Source organism: Saccharothrix algeriensis (genome assembly GCF_016907655.1).
GTDB lineage: Bacteria > Actinomycetota > Actinomycetes > Mycobacteriales > Pseudonocardiaceae > Actinosynnema > Actinosynnema algeriense.
In genome coordinates this window covers 1069451-1087850 of the sequence record NZ_JAFBCL010000001.1, presented here as the reverse complement: position 1 = coordinate 1087850, position 18400 = coordinate 1069451, and the positions used below count along the sequence as shown (strand labels likewise).

General features: G+C 72.8%; 19 protein-coding genes. 12 read left to right on the top strand and 7 right to left on the bottom strand.

The window, feature by feature from the left end:
- Window positions 1–153 precede the first annotated feature (153 nt).
- The 4 genes from JOE68_RS04520 to JOE68_RS04505 all read left to right on the top strand — a co-directional run bounded on the left by JOE68_RS04520 (window position 154) and on the right by JOE68_RS04505 (window position 3217).
- The gene (locus tag JOE68_RS04520) at window positions 154–357 is read left to right on the top strand and encodes an MbtH family protein (protein ID WP_204841080.1); all 204 of its coding nucleotides are present in this window, start codon (window positions 154–156) and stop codon (window positions 355–357) included.
- Window positions 354–1169, top strand: coding sequence for a siderophore-interacting protein (locus JOE68_RS04515; RefSeq protein WP_204841079.1), 816 nt, complete (start codon window positions 354–356; stop codon window positions 1167–1169). The genes JOE68_RS04520 and JOE68_RS04515 overlap by 4 nt, the downstream gene beginning before the upstream one ends.
- 150 nt (window positions 1170–1319) lie before the next feature.
- A complete protein-coding gene (locus JOE68_RS04510; RefSeq protein WP_204841078.1) occupies window positions 1320–2054 on the top strand; it encodes a 2,3-dihydro-2,3-dihydroxybenzoate dehydrogenase in 735 nt (244 codons plus the stop codon).
- Between the two features lie 86 nt (window positions 2055–2140).
- A complete protein-coding gene (locus JOE68_RS04505; protein WP_443705453.1) occupies window positions 2141–3217 on the top strand; it encodes an isochorismate synthase in 1077 nt (358 codons plus the stop codon).
- 15 nt (window positions 3218–3232) lie between these two features.
- On the opposite strand, the gene JOE68_RS04500 is transcribed toward JOE68_RS04505, so the two are convergent.
- Window positions 3233–3490, bottom strand: coding sequence for a hypothetical protein (locus JOE68_RS04500; RefSeq protein ID WP_204841076.1), 258 nt, complete (start codon window positions 3488–3490; stop codon window positions 3233–3235).
- 108 nt (window positions 3491–3598) lie between these two features.
- On the opposite strand from JOE68_RS04500, the gene JOE68_RS04495 reads away from it, so the two are divergent.
- Both JOE68_RS04495 and JOE68_RS04490 read left to right on the top strand, forming a co-directional pair.
- The gene (locus tag JOE68_RS04495) at window positions 3599–4447 is read left to right on the top strand and encodes a helix-turn-helix domain-containing protein (RefSeq protein ID WP_204841075.1); all 849 of its coding nucleotides are present in this window, start codon (window positions 3599–3601) and stop codon (window positions 4445–4447) included.
- Complete coding sequence (locus JOE68_RS04490) at window positions 4444–4635, top strand: DUF397 domain-containing protein (RefSeq protein WP_204841074.1); 192 nt, start codon at window positions 4444–4446, stop codon at window positions 4633–4635. Before JOE68_RS04495 ends, JOE68_RS04490 begins: the two co-directional genes overlap by 4 nt.
- Before the next feature lie 189 nt (window positions 4636–4824).
- Here the strand turns inward: JOE68_RS04490 and JOE68_RS04485 are convergent, their stop codons facing one another.
- Window positions 4825–5880: a hypothetical protein gene (locus JOE68_RS04485; RefSeq protein ID WP_204841073.1), complete on the bottom strand. Its 1056-nt coding sequence runs from the start codon at window positions 5878–5880 to the stop codon at window positions 4825–4827.
- 864 nt (window positions 5881–6744) lie between these two features.
- On the opposite strand from JOE68_RS04485, the gene JOE68_RS04480 reads away from it, so the two are divergent.
- Window positions 6745–6885, top strand: coding sequence for a hypothetical protein (locus JOE68_RS04480; protein WP_204841072.1), 141 nt, complete (start codon window positions 6745–6747; stop codon window positions 6883–6885).
- Between the two features lie 57 nt (window positions 6886–6942).
- Here JOE68_RS04480 and JOE68_RS04475 read toward each other — a convergent pair whose 3' ends face one another.
- Both JOE68_RS04475 and JOE68_RS04470 read right to left on the bottom strand, forming a co-directional pair.
- Window positions 6943–7365 (bottom strand): Imm1 family immunity protein, encoded by a 423-nt coding sequence (locus tag JOE68_RS04475; protein WP_204841071.1) that lies wholly within the window; start codon window positions 7363–7365, stop codon window positions 6943–6945.
- Entirely contained in the window at window positions 7353–8072 is a 720-nt protein-coding gene (locus tag JOE68_RS04470; RefSeq protein WP_239562131.1) for a DddA-like double-stranded DNA deaminase toxin, read from the bottom strand. The genes JOE68_RS04475 and JOE68_RS04470 overlap by 13 nt, the downstream gene beginning before the upstream one ends.
- A 190-nt stretch (window positions 8073–8262) precedes the next feature.
- On the opposite strand from JOE68_RS04470, the gene JOE68_RS04465 reads away from it, so the two are divergent.
- Complete coding sequence (locus JOE68_RS04465; protein WP_307819520.1) at window positions 8263–8412, top strand: DUF397 domain-containing protein; 150 nt, start codon at window positions 8263–8265, stop codon at window positions 8410–8412.
- Window positions 8413–8531: 119 nt separating this feature from the next.
- Window positions 8532–10478 carry an MDR family MFS transporter gene (locus tag JOE68_RS04460; RefSeq protein ID WP_204845918.1) on the top strand — a complete coding sequence of 649 codons (1947 nt, stop codon included), beginning with the start codon at window positions 8532–8534 and terminating at the stop codon, window positions 10476–10478.
- Between the two features lie 242 nt (window positions 10479–10720).
- Here JOE68_RS04460 and JOE68_RS04455 read toward each other — a convergent pair whose 3' ends face one another.
- The 3 genes from JOE68_RS04455 to JOE68_RS04445 all read right to left on the bottom strand — a co-directional run bounded on the left by JOE68_RS04455 (window position 10721) and on the right by JOE68_RS04445 (window position 15723).
- Window positions 10721–12379, bottom strand: coding sequence for a peroxidase family protein (locus JOE68_RS04455; protein ID WP_204841070.1), 1659 nt, complete (start codon window positions 12377–12379; stop codon window positions 10721–10723).
- Window positions 12380–12601: 222 nt separating this feature from the next.
- Window positions 12602–14380 carry a S9 family peptidase gene (locus tag JOE68_RS04450; RefSeq protein ID WP_204841069.1) on the bottom strand — a complete coding sequence of 593 codons (1779 nt, stop codon included), beginning with the start codon at window positions 14378–14380 and terminating at the stop codon, window positions 12602–12604.
- Window positions 14377–15723 (bottom strand): M20/M25/M40 family metallo-hydrolase, encoded by a 1347-nt coding sequence (locus tag JOE68_RS04445; protein ID WP_204841068.1) that lies wholly within the window; start codon window positions 15721–15723, stop codon window positions 14377–14379. The genes JOE68_RS04450 and JOE68_RS04445 overlap by 4 nt, the downstream gene beginning before the upstream one ends.
- Before the next feature lie 95 nt (window positions 15724–15818).
- Between JOE68_RS04445 and JOE68_RS04440 the strand changes: the two genes are divergently transcribed.
- The 3 genes from JOE68_RS04440 (at window position 15819) to JOE68_RS04430 (ending at window position 17811) form a co-directional block, all read left to right on the top strand.
- A complete protein-coding gene (locus JOE68_RS04440; RefSeq protein WP_204841067.1) occupies window positions 15819–16349 on the top strand; it encodes an ArsR/SmtB family transcription factor in 531 nt (176 codons plus the stop codon).
- Window positions 16350–16507: 158 nt separating this feature from the next.
- A complete protein-coding gene (locus JOE68_RS04435) occupies window positions 16508–17530 on the top strand; it encodes a GDSL-type esterase/lipase family protein (protein ID WP_204841066.1) in 1023 nt (340 codons plus the stop codon).
- 104 nt (window positions 17531–17634) lie between these two features.
- Complete coding sequence (locus JOE68_RS04430; protein ID WP_204841065.1) at window positions 17635–17811, top strand: hypothetical protein; 177 nt, start codon at window positions 17635–17637, stop codon at window positions 17809–17811.
- Window positions 17812–18400: the final 589 nt, after the last annotated feature.

The window sequence follows — 18400 nt, the reverse complement described above, 5'->3', positions numbered from 1 at the left end:
ACCACGTGCCCGCGGCGCTCCGAAGGCCGTTCCGGGTTCTGGGTCATGGCCGTCACGGTCAGGGGAGCCGGCTTCGGGGTGGAGTGGCCGAGCATGGCGGGAGCGCGCCTGCGAAGGTAAGGTGAGCCTTACCTTCAACACGAGGAGTCGGTCGTGACCAACCCGTTCGACGACGACGCCGGCACCTTCCTGGTGCTGGTCAACGACGAGGGCCAGCACTCGCTGTGGCCCGCTTTCGCCGAGGTGCCCGCCGGGTGGTCGGTCGCGCACGGACCCGACACCCGGCAGGCGTGCCTGGACCACGTCGAGCGGGAGTGGACCGACCTGCGCCCCCGCAGCCTGACGGACGCGCGGTGACCGCTGCCGCGCCGGAGGTCGTGCGCTACGAGCTCGTGCCCCGCGTGCTGCGGGTGAAGGCGGTCCGCCGGCTGACCCCGCGCATGGTCCGGGTGACGCTGGCCGGCCCGGACCTGGCCGGGTTCCGCGAGGCCGGGCCCGCCGACCACGTGAAGCTGTTCTTCCCGGCCGAGCGCGACGGCCTGCCGGTGATGCCGAAGGTCGGCCCCGCGGGGCTGGAGCGGGACCCGGGCGCGCCGCGCCCCGTGTTCCGGGACTACACCGTGCGCGAGCACCGCGCCGACGCCGGCGAACTCGACATCGACTTCGTGGTGCACGGCGACGGCCCCGGTTCGACGTGGGCGGCGGGCGCGGTGGAGGGCAACGCGGTGGGCGTGCTCGGGCCGCGCGGTTCGGTGCTGGTCCCGAAGGGGCTCGCCTGGTACGTGATCGGCGGGGACGAGACCGCCCTGCCCGCGATCGCGCGGTGGCTGGCGCAGGCCGAGGCGGGCACGCGGGTCTTCGCGTTCGTGGAGGTCGCCGACGAGGCCGAGCAGCAGCCCCTGCCGTCCGCGGCGGACGTCCGGCTGACGTGGCTGCACCGCGCCGGCGCGCCGGCGGGCACGACCACGCTGCTGCACGACGCGATCGCCGCGCTGGTGCTGCCCGAGGGCGACGGGTTCGCGTGGGTGGCGGGCGAGGCCGGCGCGCTCAAGCCCCTCCGCCGCCACCTGCGCGACGAGCGCGGGCTGCACCGCGACGCCTGCGACGTGGACGGCTACTGGAAGCGCGGCCAGGAGAACTTCGACCACCACTCCGAGGACGAGGACTGACCGGAGGGCTGTTCGCCCTCCGGTCGAGACGCGGGCGCAGCGGTCCGCTCCGGGGAGAGCTCCTGATCACCTACTAAAGTAGGTTAGCCTTACCTAAATAACACGGTAGGGTGACGATCAGGTCCACAGCTTTCACCGGGAGCAACCACCATGGACGACAGGGGTATCGCGGGGACGGTCGCCCTCGTGACCGGCGCGGCGCAGGGCATCGGGGCCGCCGTGGCGGCGGCGCTGGCCAAGGCGGGCGCGGTCGTCGCGGGGGTCGACCTCGACGGCGCGGACCACCGGGTGGACGTCTCCGACGCGGACGCCGTCGAAGCGGTGGTCGACCGCGTGGAGCGGACCGCCGGGCCGATCGGCATCCTGGTCAACGTCGCCGGGATCCTGCGGACGGGCCGGATCCTGGACACCACCGACGAGGACTGGCGGCGCACGTTCGCGGTCAACACCGACGGCGTGTTCCACGTGTCGCGGGCCGTTGCGCGGCGGATGGCGCCCCGGAAGTCCGGCGCCATCGTCACGGTCGGCTCCAACGCGGCGGGCGTGCCCCGTGCGGGAATGGGCGCCTACGCCGCCTCCAAGGCCGCCACCACGATGTTCACCCGGTGCCTCGGACTGGAGCTGGCCGAGCACGGCATCCGGTGCAACGTCGTGTCCCCCGGCTCCACCGACACCGCCATGCAGCGCGGGCTGTGGACCGACGACGCCGCGCCGGACCGGGTGATCGCGGGGGACCTGGCGACGTTCCGCGTGGGCATCCCGCTGGGGCGCATCGCCGACCCGGCCGACATCGCCGACGCCGTGCTGTTCCTGGTCTCCCACCAGGCCCGGCACATCACCATGCAGAACCTCTACGTGGACGGCGGCGCGACGCTGCGCGCCTGAGCCACGCGGACCGAACGGAGCAGCCGGTGCCAGCGGCCCAGATCCCCGCCGACCAGACCTCCGCCGACCGGACCTCCGCCGACCGGGTGGACCCCGCGTCCGGCCTGGACGCCTACCGGGAGGGCGGGTTCTTCTTCGCCTCGCCGCTCGGCGTCGTGACCGCGCAGGGGGCGGGGGACCGGTACGGGGGAGTGGTGCCGCCGGGCCGGACCGCGGTCGGCGCGCTGCCGTTCCGGCCGGACGTGCCACCGCGCCTGACCGTGCCGCGCGCGGTGCTGCGGGGCGCGCCGCTGCACACCGTGTCGCTGCCCGAGCGCCCCACGCCCGGCGGTCGGTGGTTGGACCAGCGCGGTGACGCGGAGTCCTACACCGCCGGGGTGCGGCGGGCGCTGGAGGCGATGGCCGGCGGAGCGCTGGACAAGGTCGTGCTGGCGCGCACGCTGGACCTCACCGCCGCCGAGCGCATCGACGTGCGCCAGGTGCTCGCCGCGCTGGCCGCCCGCGACCCGCGCGGCTACACCTTCGCCACCGACCTGGGCGGCGGCACGCTCGTCGGCACCAGCCCGGAGCTGCTGGTCCGGCGCACGGGGCGGGACGTCGTGTCCAACCCGCTGGCCGGGTCGCGCCCGCGCGGCGCCGACCCCGAGCAGGACGGCCGCAACGCCACGGAGCTGCTGTCCTCGCCCAAGGACCTGCGCGAGCACGCGTTCGTCGTCGGCGCGGTGGCGGACGCGCTGGCCCCGTTCTGCCGCGAGCTGGTCGTGCCGAGCGCGCCGGAGCTGCTGCCCACCAGGACGATGTGGCACCTGTCCACCAAAGTGACCGGGACCCTGCGCGACGAGGGGACCTCGGCGCTGGAGCTGGCCGCGGCGCTGCACCCGACGCCCGCGGTGTGCGGGGTGCCGGTCGAGGCGGCGCGCTCGCTGATCGGTGAGCTGGAGCCGTTCGACCGGGGTTTCTACACCGGGCTGGTGGGCTGGACCGACGACCGGGGCGACGGCGAGTGGGTGATCGCCATCCGGTGCGGCGAGGTGACCGACCGGACGCTGCGGCTGTACGCGGGGGCGGGCGTGGTGCCCGGCTCCACGCCGGCGGCCGAGCTGGCCGAGACCAGCGCGAAGTTCCGGACCTTCCTGGGAGCCCTGGGCCTGAAGGAGTCCTGAGCGGCTCCGGGCGGCTCACACCACCTTCACCGTCCCGAGGCCGTCGGAGACGATCTCGACGTCCGCGTCGAACTCCTCCTCGGGCCAGTCGTCCGCGACGCGCCCGCGCTCGGCGACGTAGAGCCCCCTCGCGTAGCCGCCGGCGAGCAGCCGCTCGGCCGCCCACTGCTCCAGGGTCTGCTCGGTCACCTCCTCCAGGCGTTCCAGGAGGCGGTAGGCCGACTGCCGCCCGGTGCTCTCGATGACGCTCAACTGCTGGAACCGACGGGCCACTGATCATCACTCCCTGCTACAGGCATATACTCTACGGATATGGGGAGGCTATATTGGGTACCCGATGTTGTCACCTGTGCTAACGGGTGAACCTGTGAGGAGCGCGCCATGACCAACCCCCATCGCAGCGCCGCGCGGATCCAGGTCGGAACCACGCTGCGACGGATGCGAGAGGAGGCCGGACTTCCTCGTGAGCGGGCGACCGAAGTGTTGAACTGCACGCTCACCAAGATCGGCAACATCGAGACCGCTGTGAGCGGCATCCGGCAGGCCGAGTTGGAGAAGCTCCTGGACTTGTACCAAGCGGACGAGGAGACTCGCGAAGACCTGCTCGGCCTGAACTCCGAAGCCCACCGCCGGCGTCAGCGGAGCAAGATCGGCGGGATGATCGCCCCGTACATGCGTCGCATCCTGGACGTCGAGGCCAGCGCGACGGAGGCGCTCTACTCATCGTTCGAGTTGGTTCCGGCGGCCCTTCAGACCGAGGGCTACACCCGTGCGCTCATGGTCGGTGGCGGTGTGACGGGCGAGGCGCTGGAGAAGAACCTGGAGTTGCGGGCAGGTCGACGCGCACTGCTTACCGACCGGAAGCCACCGCTGCGCCTGTGGGCAGTGCTCGCGGAACCCTTGTTGCGCGCGAACTTCGGCGGCCCGCGGGTGATGAAAGACCAGATCGAGTACATCCTCGGGATATCCGAACTGGCGCACGTCGACGTGCAGGTGATGCCCGAGGGGGCAGGAGCGCACGCGCTCACCGGGACTACGCTGACCTTGTTCCGGCTGCCCGACGGGTTGCCGTCGCTGATCAGCGTCGACACGCCGTTTGGCGACCACTTCGTGGACCGGCCCGAGCAGGTGGAGAAGGCGAGCCGTTGGTTCGACCACACTCGTGCGAAGGCGCTGGGAATCGAGGAGAGCCGTGAACTCCTGGCCCGGATCATGAAGGACACGAGATGACCCTGAAGTTGCACGAGTGGACCAAGCACAGTGCCAACGGCTCCAACTGCGTCGAGGTGATGCGCACTGCCGACGAGGTCTTGGTCCGCAACTCGAACCGGCCGGGTGAGGCTCCGCAGCGGTTCACCTACGCCGAGTGGGAGTTCTTCACGCGGGGCGCGAAGCTGGGCGTCTTCGACCTGACCTGAGGGGTGGCGGCACCGGGCAGATCCCGACCGCCGTCCCGCTCACCTCATCGGCCCAATGACGATGCGAAGGTCGGGGGCGCTGCCGGGTTCGCGGGTCGGGCGGTCCCGCCCTGTCCGGTGACCGCTGCCCGAGCTCCCGCACGCGGTGGTGCGCGGCCCCGGCCTGCGTGAGGTGGGGCCGCGCGTCGGTCAGCACCCGGGGATGTCGCGGCAGTTGTCCGGGTCGTTGTCCGTGAAGTACACCTGGTTCAGCGTGACCTCCGTGGTCAGCGACTCCCTGTCGATGGCGCCGCCGACGCCGCGGTTTCCGGGGCCGGCGTCGGGGATGTCGGGAGCGGGGGACAGGCCGCCCCGGCCACCGGCCCCGGTGGCGTTGTGCACGAAGTAGTCGAGCGTGAGGTGCACGGGACCTCGCCTCGCGACGTGCAGGCCGCCGCCGTTGCCGCCCCTGCCGCCGGAGCCGCCGTGGCCCTCCTGGAGCCCCGGGACGCCGAAGCCCCCGTCCCCGCCGTTGCCGCCGTTGCCGGTCCGGTTGCCCTTCGCCTCGAAGCCGAACAGGGTGACCGTCCGTTCCCCCGGTGTGATGGGGCGGATCGACAGGGCGCCGCCCGAACCGCCGTCGCCGCCCGAGGCCCGCCCGCGCCCGCCGGCTCGGCCCCCGCCCTTGCCCCCTTCGACCCCGTTGCCGCCGTCGCCGGCGCGGCCGGCTGGGCCGCCGTCGCCGGTGGTGTTCCCCGTCGCCGAACCGCCCTGGACGTTCACCTCGCTGTCTCTCAGGTCGATCGCGCCGCCGGAACCGCCAGGACCGCCCGACACGGGCCTGGCGCCGTCGCCGCCGGGTCCGTTGGCGTTGTCGCCGCCGCGACCGGACGCACCGCCCGGCCCACCCGCCCCGGTCCGGTTGCCCTCGACCGAGGAGTGCAGCAACTCGAACACCCCGGCGTGGTTCGCGATCGCGCCACCATCCCCACCCCAGCCGCCCTCGCCACCGGGCCCGCCGCGAAGCTGCTCCGCGTCGGCGGCATTGTCCTTGCCGCGGAGCCCGTGGGCGCCCCAGCCACCCCGACCGGTGCTGTTGCCCTTCAGGTCCGACTTCGAGATCCGCAGCGCGATGCCGTCACTGAAGACCGCACCACCGTGACCACCCCCGCCGCCCCGGGCGGTGTCGAGGTTCCCGTCCGCGCCGATCACGCCGACGGCGCCGTCACCCGTGCGGTTGCCCGACAACGTGCTACGACCGATCACCAACTCACCGGAACTGTGCACGGCGCCACCGTCACCACCGGAACCACCCGGCGCCAGACCGTCACGGGTATGCCCACCGGTGACCACCAGACCCTCGATACCCAACCGCCCACCCACCGCCACCCGGAAGAACCGGAACCGCGGCGCGGCCGGATGCCGCGAGATCACCGTCCCCGCACCCACCAACTCCACATCCCCCGTGACCACCGGGAACCCGTTGTCCCCGATCGCCCGATCCACCCGATACGTGCACCCACCCGCCAACGACAACCGAACCCGCTTTCCCGCCGCGTTGGCATCCCCGACCGCCTTCACCAGACTCGGCGTGTCACACGGAACCTGCCTCGCGACCGCAACAGCCGGCGGCACGACCACCACACCCACACCCAACACCAGGACCCCGACCACCGAAACATTCCCGCGCATCAGCACCCCTCTCGCTCACCAGTACCCCCACCATCGACCATCCGGCAAACGGTTGGCGATCCACGGAACGGCCGAACCCCGTTGCACCACAACAGAATTCGACTCCACTCGGAACGCCCTGGGGAGTTCCGGCGCCCCCTCGGGGTATTCCCGATCCCGAGGCGCGACGAAGTCCACCCCGGATGTCCACGTCCGTGCGCCTCCCGCCCGGCGTGATATCGGCCGCCGGAGGCGGTTGTCCTCCTTCGACGGATCCACCCGAAAGAGTGGCAACCTCGGGGTGTGCTCCGGCGATCGAGGGCACCGACCCCCGCCCCGCGCAGCGGGACGACCCCCGTCGCACGCCCGCGCGGGCCTGCCCGGTGGTCACGGCTCGGGCGACGCGCACGGCGGGCGGAGTCGGGGTGGTGGCCCTATCGTCCACTCGGGAGGTTCCGCGTGGTCGAACGGGTCGAGGTGGGGCGGGGGACGCGCAACGCCGTCGTCGCCGTGATCATGCTCGGGATGCTGCTGGCGGCGCTGGACCAGACGATCGTCGCCACCGCGCTGCCGACCTGTGCGGCTGGGCCGACTCGATGACGTGGCTGATCCCGGCCAGGGCGGTCCAGGGGTGTCGCGGTGCAGTGGCGAGCGGGCTCAGCGTTCCCAGGGCCGCCACGCCACGGCCGGTGACCGGCCGCCGTCGGTGGTGATCAGGTCATGGGCTGCCTTGCGCAGGTCGTGCAGGGGCACTTCGGCGTCGGCGGGAAACTCGCGAGGGTGGCCCATGTGGTCGTAGACCACCGCGGTGCCGTGCCGGTCGGCGCCACCGGTGGTGATGAACGAGCCGGAGGCGTCGGCGTGGGCGAGGAAGCCCCGGTCGTGGTCGACGCCCAAGCGCACGATCACCCAGCCTTCGGCCCACGGGTCGGGACGCGAAAGTTCCACCATCGGTGGTACCGGTCCCGACCGGGTGGCGTGGTCGGCGGCCATGCGGTCCAGCAGCGCGTCGAGGTCGGCGACGGCCTGAACCGGAACAGGATCTTCGCTCGCCTGGTAGTGGGCGATCAGCGACGCCAAGGTGGTGTACCTCCTGTGAACTGCTTGTAGTAGCCGGGGCCGTGAACGGTCAGGGTGTAACCCTCGGGCAGAACGACGGGGACCAGCGTGTCACAACTCAATGGTCCCTGACAGATCACGTGGTTGATCACGACAGTCACGTGTCGCATTGCCGGGTCGACCGGGCCCTCCTCGCGCATACGAGCGGCCAGTTTCAGTTCCACGTCTCCATCGGTGATCACCGGAATCTTGGGGCAGCCCTCGGCGGTCAGGGCCTCGTTGACCTTGGTCGACCACTGGTCGCGTTCGCTGACGATGGTTTGGGTGCTGCCGTCGGGCGCAACCCACCGGCCATGGGTTTTCTGTCCGGTGCCCGGTTCCACTGGTGGCGGCAGTTCCTGGCGCAGTTCCTCGATGCGATGCGGTGAGAGTGGCTGTGTTGAGGTTGGTCGCAGTGAGGCCGATGACGCCGTGGTAGTACGCGCCCGCCCGCTTGAGATCATCGGGGATCGGGAAGCTGAAGGCGGCGCGGCGGGCACTTGAAGAGCGTCGAGCGCCTTTTGTGCGTGATCCATGCCCCTGCTCAAGGTCTTCCACAACGCCGTACCCCTGTCGACTACCTCCTGGAAGTACGCCAGAACGATGTCCTTTTCGCCCGTGGTATCACCCGCCAAAGCGATACCGAGGCTGGTTCGGGCGTCCTCGGCCAGGTCCGCGGCTGTGCCCAAGGCGTCCCTGCACAACGACGCCTTGTCACATGCAGCGGCTACGCTCCCGGCCACGTCGCCCAGTGATGTCAATGCTTCTGGTCCCCTCGTGCAGACGAAGGTCTGATAGTGCCAGCCGGTAGACGTCCCCGCAGCGACGCACGCGCGCTATACCGACCCAGTCGAGGCTTGTCTTCGACGCCACCTTCAGGTGAGCCGTGCGCGGCTCAGCCCTGCCATCACTGACGAGGTCCTGGTCCGCAACTCGAACCGGCCGGGTGAGGCTCCGCAGCGGTTCACCTACGCCGAGTGGGAGTTCTTCACGCGGGGCGCGAAGCTGGGCGTCTTCGACCTGGCCTGAGCGGTCGCGCACGGCGGGCGGAGTCGGGGCGGTGGCCCTATCGTCCACTCGGGAGGTTCCGCGTGGTCGAACGGGTCGAGGTGGGGCGGGGGACGCGCAACGCCGTCGTCGCCGTGATCATGCTCGGGATGCTGCTGGCGGCGCTGGACCAGACGATCGTCGCCACCGCGCTGCCGACCATCGTCAGCGACCTCGGCGGCGCCGGGCACCTGTCCTGGGTGGTCACCTCGTACCTGCTCGCCGAGACCATCATGACGGCCCTGGTCGGCAAGTTCGGCGACCTCTACGGCCGCAAGCCCGCCTTCCTGGCCAGCGTCGCGCTGTTCATGGCCGGCTCGTTCCTGTGCGGCTGGGCCGACTCGATGACGTGGCTGATCCTGGCCAGGGCGGTCCAGGGCCTGGGCGCGGGCGGCCTGATGGTCACCTCCAGCGCCGTGATCGCGGACGTCGTGCCGCTGTCCGAGCGCGGCAAGTACCAGGGGCTCATCGGCGCGCTGTTCGGCGTCTCGACCGTGGTCGGCCCGCTGCTGGGCGGGCTGTTCGTGGACCACCTGAGCTGGCGCTGGGCGTTCTACGTGAACCTGCCGCTGGGCGTGGTGGTCCTGGTCGTCGGCGCGCTCGCGATGCCCGGGGTGCGGGCCAGGGGCAAGCCGCGCATCGACTACGCGGGCATCCTGCTGATCGGGCTGGCGGCCACCGGCCTGACCCTGGTCACGAGCTGGGGCGGCGTCGAGTACGACTGGACCTCGCCGACGATCCTGTGGATGGCGGCGGGCTCGCTGGTGGCGCTGGGGCTGTTCGTCGCGGTGGAGCAGCGGGCGGCGGAGCCCATGCTGCCCATGCGGCTGTTCCGCGGCCGGGTGTTCACCGTGTGCAGCGTGCTGAGCTTCGTGGTCGGGTTCGCGATGCTGGGCGGTGTCACGTTCCTGCCCACCTACCTGCAGTACGTGCACGGCGCGTCGGCCACGCAGTCGGGCCTGGAGATGCTGCCGCTGGTGGTCGGGCTGCTCATCGCGTCCGTCGTCACCGGAACCGTGATCGGCAAGACCGGCCGCTACCGCGTGTTCCCGCTCGTGGGCAGCGTGCTGATGGTGTGCGGGCTGCTCCTGCTGTCCCTGCTGGACGTCGACACGTCGTTCTGGCAGGCCGCCGGGTACATGCTGGTGCTCGGCCTGGGCGTGGGCATGTGCATGCCGGTGCCCGTCGTGGTCGTGCAGAGCACCAGCAGCTACGAGGACCTGGGCGTGGCCACCTCGGGCGTGAGCTTCCTGCGCACGCTGGGCAGCTCCTTCGGCGTGGCGATCTTCGGCACGATCTACGCGAGCACCCTGCCCGACCGGCTGGCCACCGCGATCCCACCGGGCCTCGACCCGCGGGCCGCGTCCGACGTGCAAACCCTGCACACCTTGCCCGACCAGGTGAAAGCCCCGATCGTCGCCGCCTACGCCGAGACCCTCCAGGACGTCTTCCTGGCCGCCGCCCCGGTGGCGGCCGTCGCGTTCGTCGTGGCCCTGTTCCTGCGCGAGGTGCCGCTGCGCGACACCGCACGCACGGCGGCGTCGGGCAACAACGGGGTGGGCGAGAGCTTCGCCGTGCCCCAGACGTGGGAGTCCGACCACGAGTTCGAGAAGCTGGTCGCCTTGGTGGTGCGCAAGGAGCGGCGCGACCCGACGCCGCAGGTCGTCGCCGCGTCGGGCCTGCCGCTCAGCCACGCCCAGGCGTGGCTGGTGGTCAAGGTGTTCCGCCAGAGCGCCCGCCACGGCGACGCGACCCTGGAACGGCTGGCCGAGGACACCGGGGTCCCGGCCGGCGTGTTCGAGCCGGTGGCGCGCCAGCTCCTGGTCAAGGGCCTGGTGACCGAATCGGGCGACCGCTACCGGTTCACCCCGCAGGGCACCGAGGTGTTCGCCCGGCTGGTGGGCTCCTGGCGTGACTGGCTGCGCGGCAAGCTGGTCGACTGGGACTGCGACGAACCGGAGTTCACCGAGGCGGTGGACCGGGTGGCGTCCGAACTGGTGACCACCGGCCGCGCCCTGGCCGAGCGCCGGCCCGCCTCGGTGGGCTGACGGCGCCGCGGAGCACGGGCGGCCCCGGCGACGGCGCCGGACGGCCCAAGCGGCACCGGGCGGTCCCAGCGGCACCGGACGGCCCGGCGGCACCGGACGGCCCGGCGGCACCGGGCGGTCCAAGCCGCACCCGGCGACGGCCCTGCCGGGCCCCGTGGCGCCGGCAGGGCCGTCCGGATCACCGACCGGTCGGTCGGTGGTGGCCGGCCCGCCCGCCCCCGCGGTCCTCGGCCGCGGGCACGTCAGTCACCCAGCGGGTTGAGCAGGTCGGCCTTGCCCTCGAACGCGAACAGCAGCAGGTCGGTCATCCGGAACGTGTCGGCGTCCGGCCCGAGCACCGGCCGCCACCACGGTTCCCGCACGATCGACGTGCGCGAGGCTTCCATCGCCCGGTGGAAGACCTCGGCCACGACGCGACCGCCCACCGGCCCGAGCAGGCCGTTGCCGACCTCGGCCTCCCGCAGGACGTAGAACCACAGCGGGGTCGCCTCGACCACCGCCGCGCGCTGCTGCCCGGTCAGCGAGTCCAGCACCACGCCCCCGTTGCCGTCCAGGATCTGCTCGGCGGTCAGCGGCGGCTGGTTGAACAGCGACGCCATCTGCTGACCGCTGGCCAGCCTGACCATGTTCGCCCGGGTCAGGTTGCGGAACGCGAGGTTGCGGTGCAGGTCGGCGACCTGCCTGCCGCGGCCCTCGAACGCGCCCGCCGGCAGCTGCGTGAGCGGGTTGACCAGCAGCGTGTCGACCCGCTTGGCCACGTTGCCGCCGCCCGCGCCCGGCGCCAGGTCCGGCCGGTCGGCCTCGGTGAAGTCGAACAGCCGGCGGAAGTCCGCCACCCAGTTGGTCGGCAGCGTGTCGACCGTGCCCGAGTCCGGGTCGTCCAGCTGCGGCAGGCCCGAACCGCCCTCGAAGTTGCCGCTGGTCCCGGAGAAGGTGAACAGCTGCAGCAGGGTCGCGGGCGCGCCGGGGCCCTCGCCGTTGAACACCCGGTTCCACTGGTAGAGCGCCCGGATCTGGCTGTGGCCGAGCCGGTAGGCCGCCACCGAGAACTCCAGCGGCATGGTCGGCGGCTGGTTCGCGCCCGCGTAGCCGCGGCCGGGCGCCTCGAAGAAGCGGCGGCCGTTGCCGAACACGTCGTCCACGATCGCGGGGTCGACGACGCGCGGCAGGTAGTCGGTGCGCAGCAGCCACTGGTAGTGCCGGACGACCTGCTCCCGCGCCGCCTGGAACAGCCGCCGGCCGGACAGCCCGGTCAGCGCCAGCTCGTCCACGACCCGGTTGTGGAACCGGATGAACGCCAGGTGGGTCTGGGCGACCGCCAGGTTCTCGTCGTTGCGGGCGTCCGGGATCAGCGGGCGCCGCCGGTCGGCGCGGGTCGCGCCGGACCCGGCCCTGGGCAGGTCGAAGCCCTCCAGCTCGACGTTGACCCGCTCGTCGGGGAACGTCGTGGCCGAGGTCTTGCCGACCTTGAGCTTGACCTGGTCGTCGGCGTAGAAGGCCCGGTCGACCGGGTCGTGCGGACCGCGGCCGTAGACCGCGTCCAGGTCGAGCGCGGGCGAGCGGCCCTGCACCAGGTCGTCCAGGTTGACGTCCGCGCCGAGCCGGGTCCCGGTGCGGTCCAGCGTCAGGTCGTGGTCGACGAACTGGCCGAGGTAGGTGAACCCGGCCGGGACGACCGGGTCCGCCGAGTCCGGCTGCGGCACGTCGGCGGTCACCGCGGTGGCCAGTGCGATCCGGGTGTCCTCGGGTACCTGCGGTCCCTCCGGGCCCAGTCGCGAGAACCGGAACCTCCTCAGCTCCTCGACGCCGAGCGGCTGCCGGGTCGCGGGCCGCCCGGACCCGTCGAACTCCAGCACCCCCTCGCCCACTACGAAGAAGCTCTCGATGCCGTGGTGCTCCACCCTGTCCCCCCGTGTTGGTGTCGACAACCCCCGTCGGGGCGGCCGCACCCCCTGCCGCCGCCCTCACCAGGACAGGTGCCGACGGCCATTCGGTGGATACAGGAAAATGATCGGGAGAAGTGTGATCCGATACGTGAAAAATTGATCAGAGGAAATTATTCCACGCCGCCGGAGAACGTTTCCGACGACGCCCCGGGCAGCCGGGCCGGGCGGCCCCGGCGTTCACAGGTGGTCGGTGAACCAGCCGACGACCAGCGCCACCGTGTCGGCCAGGCCCCCGCGGTCGACCTCGTGCCCGACGCCGGGGTGCAGGAGCAGCCGCACCGGTTTGCCCAGCTCCTTCAGCCGCCGGTACATCCGCTCCGACTCCTCGGGGTTCACGCGGGTGTCGTTCTCGCCGTGCAGCAGCAGCACCGGGGCCCGCACCCGGTGCGCGTGGTGCAGCGGGCTGTGCTCGACCAGCCGCGCGCGGTCCTCGGGGTCGTCGGGGTCGCCGACCCATTCGAGCATCCGCCGCCGCCACGTCGGCGGCGCGTCCCGGATGTCGGTGAGCTGGTCGGACGTGCCGCACTCGCTGACCGCGGCCCGGAACAGGTGGGGCAGCCGGGAGGCGCAGGACAGGGCGGCGAAACCGCCGTAGGACGCGCCGTGCACGCCGAGCCTGGACGCGTCCGCCCACTCGACGTCCGCCAGCAGCGCGACGGCGGCGGCCAGGTCCGCCAGGTCGCCGCCGCCCCAGTCGCGGTAGATCAGCCGCTGGAAGCGCAGGCCGTAGCCGGAGGAGCCCCGGTAGTTGGGCGCGATGACGCCGATCCCGTTGGCCAGCAGCGCCTGCACCACCGGGTCGAACGCGGGGTAAGCCTGGCTCTCCGGCCCGCCGTGCACCGTCATGACGACCGGCGCGGGCGCGTCGGCGCTCGCGGACGGGGGCCGGTAGAGCAGGCACGGCACCACCAGGCCGTCGGAACTCGTCGCGCGCACGACGGTCGGCGCGACCAGGTCGTCGGGCAGCCCCGCGCCGAAGTCGGTCAGGCGGCGCGCCGTGCCCGCGTCGAGGTCGGCCAGGTACAGCTCGGTCGCCGCGTCACCCCGCGCGAGCTGCACGAGCAGCTCGCCGGAGCGGGTGAAGCGCAGCGCGTGCCCGCCGAGGCCGAACTCGGTGACCGCGAGGCCGCGCGGCAGCCCGGTGACCTCGCGGGGCGCGCCGCCCGCCTCGGACCACAGCAGCCTGGTGCACCCGTCTTCGTTGCGGCCCCAGGCGATGCGGGAGCCGTCGGCCGACAGCGCGCCACCCTCCACATCGGACTCGGGCGTGTCCAGCCAGGTGAGCGCGCCGTCCAGGGCCAGTATCGCCAGGCCGAGGTGGTCGCGCCCCTGCGTGGTGCACAGGAGGATGCCGGCGGAGTCGGGCAGCCACGCGATCGGCTCGTACTTCGCCGGGCCGTCGAACCGCGTCCACTGCCGCGTGGTGTCGGTGGCCAGGTCCACCACGAACAGCTCGTGGTCGGCGTTCTGGTGCAGCTTCAGCACCAGCAGCAGCCGCGAGTCGGGGGAGAAGCCCATCGGCAGGTAGCGGTCGTCGCCGCGCAGCACGGTGCGCGTGCCGTTCGCGTCGCGCACCAGGACGTCGAACACCGTGCGGTCACGGGCGTTGTCGGCGTAGGCGAGCATGGACCCGTCGGCGCTGTACGGGTTCCCGGTGCTGCCGTAGGGGGCGCCGACCTCGCAGCGCACCCCCTCCTCCGCGACCAGCCACTCCACCTCGCCGGTCGCCGGGTCCAGCTCGCCCAACCGGTGGTCCTCGCCGCCGTCCGGGTCGACCAGCACCAGCAGCCGCGCGCCGTCCGGCCGCCACGCGCACCGCCGCACCGCGCCGGGGACCGGCAGGGGCCGCCCGTCCACCCACGGCTGCGGGCGGCCGGTGGCGTCGCTGATCCACGCCACCCGGTCGTCCGGCCCGACGTCCGAGCCCCACACCCACGCGAAGTCCGTCAGCGTCACCGGCCCTCCTCCGCGATCGCCCGCTGGAGGGTCGCCGCCGCCACGACGCCCCGGCGGAACCAGTCCAGCGCCAGGTTCTCGTTGGGCGCGTGGTTGCGCTCGTCCACGTTGGCCAGCGGCACGCCGTAGCAGGGCACGCCCAGCTCGTCGCTGAACGCCGCGATCGGCAGGCTCCCGCCCAGGGCGGGCAGCAGCAGCGGCTCCTCGCCGAGGCCGGCCGCCGCGCCGCGCACCACGGCGCCGGTCCAGCGCGCCTCCGGCAGCGTCCGGGACGGGTTCATCGCGCCGCCCGGGACGAGTTCGACGTCGGGGGCGTGCCGGGCCAGGTGCGCGCGCAGGGCCGCGAGCACGTCGTCCACCCGCTGGCCGCCGGCCAGCCTCATGTCGCACCGGGCGACCGCGACGTTCGGGATCACCGTCCGGTGCTCGCCGCCGTCCTCGCAGGTCAGCGAGTTGATGCTGAACGTGGGCCCGGTCAGCCGCTCGTGGAAGCCGGGCCCGCTCGGCGGTTCCATGCCCGACACGCCGATGCCGGCCAGCACCCCCGGCACGTCCACCGGCAGCTCGGCCAGCGCGTCCCGCTCGCCGGGGCTCAGCGGCGCCGCGCCGTCGGCGAACCCGTCGACCAGCACCCGGCCCCGCGCGTCGCGCATCCCGGCCAGCACGTGCACCAGCCGCCAGGCGGGGTTGGGCGCGACACCGCCCCAGTTGCCCGAGTGCAGCACCCCGGACGCGCCCCGCACCCGCAGCTCGAACGTGACGACGCCGCGCACCCCGAGCACCACCGACGCGCGCCCGGACTCGTGCACCGGCCCGTCGCTCCACAGCACCAGGTCCGGCTTGTCCAGGCCGCGCAACGCCTTCGCGAGGTTGGGGCTGCCGACCTCCTCCTCGCCGTCGAGCAGCACGGTCACCCGGCACGGCAGCCCGCCGCCGACCTCGCGCAGCGCCCGCAGGCCCAGCAGCTGGGCCAGGTGCTGGCCCTTGTTGTCCGCCGCGCCCCGGCCGTAGACCCGGCCGTCCCGGAAATCCGGCTCGAACGGCGGCGTGACCCACTCGTGCAGGGGCCCGGCGGGCTGCACGTCGTAGTGGCCGTAGACCAGCACGTGCGGCGCGCCGGGCGGGCCGGGCGCGGTGCCGACCAGCGCGGGCCGGCCGCCCGTCGCGACCACCTCGGGCGTCAGACCGCTGCGGCGCAACAGCTCCACGCCGTGCGCGGCAGCCTCCGCCATCCCCTCGCCGGTGCGGCTCACGCTCGGCTGGGCGATCCACGCGGCGAGTTCGGCCAGCAGCTCCGGCTCCCGGTCCCGCACCCAGCCGGCGACCCGTTCGGCCAACTCCATGCGGCCCCCCAAGTGATTTCATTTTCTGCAATCGATGTCAGTGAACCAAACCACCGCCGCGCCGGGCAAGGCCCTCCTCGGTTAGCCTCTTGGCCGTGCCCACCGACCAGCCCGAGCGCACCGCCTCCGTGGAAGAGCTGAAGGCGCTGGCGCACCCGCTGCGCTGGCGCATCCTGCGGCTGTGCCTGGACCGGGCGTGGACCAACCAGGAGCTGGCCGAGCGGCTGGGGATCGCGCCGGCCACCGCGCTGCGCCACGTGCGCGCGCTGGTCGAGCAGGGCTTCCTGGCGGCCGAACCGGTCCGCACCGGCGCGAAGGGCGCCCTGGAACGCCCGTACCGCACCACCCGCCGCACCTGGCGGCTGGGCCTGATCGACGTCGAGGGCGTCGGCCTGGTGCAGCAGGTGGACCTGGCGATGCTGGCGGCGCACCGCGCGGAGCTGGTGGAGGCGGGACCCGACGCCTACCGGGAGGTGGCGCGCGGCGTGCTGCGCCTCAACGCGGAGTCCCAGGCCGAGCTGAAGGCCCGCCTGGAGGAGCTGCTCGGCGACTTCACCGGCCGCGACGACCCCGACGGCGAACCCCTGAGCTACCTGTGGTCGCTCGGCGCCCGGCCGGCCCGCTGACCCCGCCGAGCGCCGGAGCACCCGGGCCCGAGGCGGTGCGGCTGCCCGCTCCGCGCGCGGCGCGAATAGCCGGATCGGCTCATTGTCGTTGCCTGCCAACGCCCTTACCGTGGGCTGGCGCCCGAGCGCGGGCGCCCCGAGCGGCTGGAGGTCTCGCGGTGACGTGGAGTCGGGTCGTGGGCGCGGTGGCACTCGTGGGCGCCTCGCTGGTGGCGCTGCCGGTGTCCGCCGGCGCGGTGGACACCCGGGAGACGGCGGTGGTCTCGTTAGGGGACAGCGCCATGTCGGGCGAGGGCGCGGGTTCGTACGAGGAGGGCACCGAAGGCGAGAACGGCAACTGGTGCCACCGCTCCACGCGGTCCATGGTGCACATGACCCGGCTCGCCGAGCGCACGGTGAACCTGGCGTGCTCGGGCGCGGACTCCGCCCACGTGTCGCTGGCCGACACCACCCACTACACCGAGGGCTCCCAGGCCCGGCGGCTGGTCGAGGTCGCCCGGCAGTACCGGGTGACCACCGTGCTGGTGCAGGTCGGGGCCAACGACGACCCGAGGTTCGCCGACACGATGGTCGACTGCGTCGCGGCCTGGGTGAACCCGTTGCGCGCGGGCTGCCGGTCGGAGCTGGCCGCCCGGTGGCCCGCCCGGCTGGCCGCGATGGCGCCGAAGGTCGAGCAGGCCGTGCGGGACGTGCGGTCGGCGATGGAGCTGGCCGGGTACCCGCCGGAGGCGTACTCGCTGGTGCTCACCTCGTACGCATCCCCGGTGACGGAGAAGATGGACAAGCTGCTGCACGGCCCGCAGGGCTGCCCGTTGCGGCTCGCCGACGCCGGCTACGGCCGGACGGTGGCCGTGCCGCAGCTGTCCGAGGCCCTGCGCGGGGTGGCGGACCGGACCGGCGTGAAGTTCCTCGACCTCTCCCGGGCGACGGAGGGCCGCGAGGGGTGCAGCCGGGGGGTGAGCCCGGTCGGGGAGTGGCAGCGCCGCCTGACCGTGGATCCGTACGCGTTGGTCAACGGCGGCCTGGACGCCATCGGCCTGCACCTGGCTCAGCAGTCGTTCCACCCCAACGCCGCCGCGCACGCGCAGCTGGGGCGCTGCGTCACCGAATTCGTCCGGGGCGGCGCGCCCGCGGCCCGCTGCCTGCAAGGGGCGGACGGCAACTTGCACGCGGTTGCCTGAGAAATCGGGGCGCAGTCCGCAATATCAGGGTTTCCCGGGCAGGAAAACCCTAAGGCTCCCTCAAATCCGTCGACCGCTGTGGTCCGGGTCCCTAGCCTTGTTCCATGAGACTGCTGCTATGGACCGTCCTGGTCTGCGCGTGCGCGGTCCAGGGCGGTGAATCGCTGGTCCTGCTGTCGGGGGCGCTGCTGGTGGGCTGCGCCTCCGAGCACTCGCTCGCACGTCGGCGGAGGGCGCGAGCCCTTCCCGGCCGCCTGCCCGACTGCCATCCATTCGTGTAAATAATTCTCCGGCTCCACGGCGAGGGGAGGCTGTCCCGGTGCTCGGGGACGGGGACCCAGGACCTGGGGCCCGACCCGCGCTGCGCCCCGTCGAGGCCCGGTACGTGCGGCTGCGCGTTGCCCGAGGTAGGCAACCCCGGGCCCGTGGGCACCGCCGCCGAGGTGACGCCACTCGGGCACTGACACCCGGGCCCGCCAGCTGCCCAGGTCCACCAGCCACCCAGGCCCCCAGCCACCCGGACCCCCGCCACCCGGACCCACCAGCCGCGCACCGATGCGCATACCGGTCGCTTCGTGTTCTCCTCCCCGTACGGCCTGGGCGCAGCCCGATCGCATTTGTCGGGGGGTGTCAAGCACGCTCTTCGCTTGACACCCCCCGACAAATGCGATTGCCTTCGGCAGGCCGTGCGGGGAGGAGAACACGACCGCCCTTTCTTTTCCTCCTCCTTGGGGGCCTCTCGGCCGCTCTTCATACTTGGGTTGCGCACCGATCCAGGTGATATATAGGTGCAGTGCGGATCTAAGACAAAAACAAAAGAGTCCTCGCCGGACGGGCAGGCCGCCAAGGAGAATGAAAAGAAACTGCGGT

Bases quoted from the DNA above. Each gene is read 5' to 3' on its own strand.
- JOE68_RS04445 (WP_204841068.1), bottom strand. From the start codon at position 15,723: ATGGAGTTGGCCGAACGGGTCGCCGGCTGGGTGCGGGACCGGGAGCCG.
- JOE68_RS04495 (WP_204841075.1), top strand. From the start codon at position 3,599: ATGACCAACCCCCATCGCAGCGCCGCGCGGATCCAGGTCGGAACCACG.
- JOE68_RS04510 (WP_204841078.1), top strand. From the start codon at position 1,320: ATGGACGACAGGGGTATCGCGGGGACGGTCGCCCTCGTGACCGGCGCG.
- JOE68_RS04460 (WP_204845918.1), top strand. From the start codon at position 8,532: ATGCTCGGGATGCTGCTGGCGGCGCTGGACCAGACGATCGTCGCCACC.
- JOE68_RS04490 (WP_204841074.1), top strand. From the start codon at position 4,444: ATGACCCTGAAGTTGCACGAGTGGACCAAGCACAGTGCCAACGGCTCC.
- JOE68_RS04430 (WP_204841065.1), top strand. From the start codon at position 17,635: ATGAGACTGCTGCTATGGACCGTCCTGGTCTGCGCGTGCGCGGTCCAG.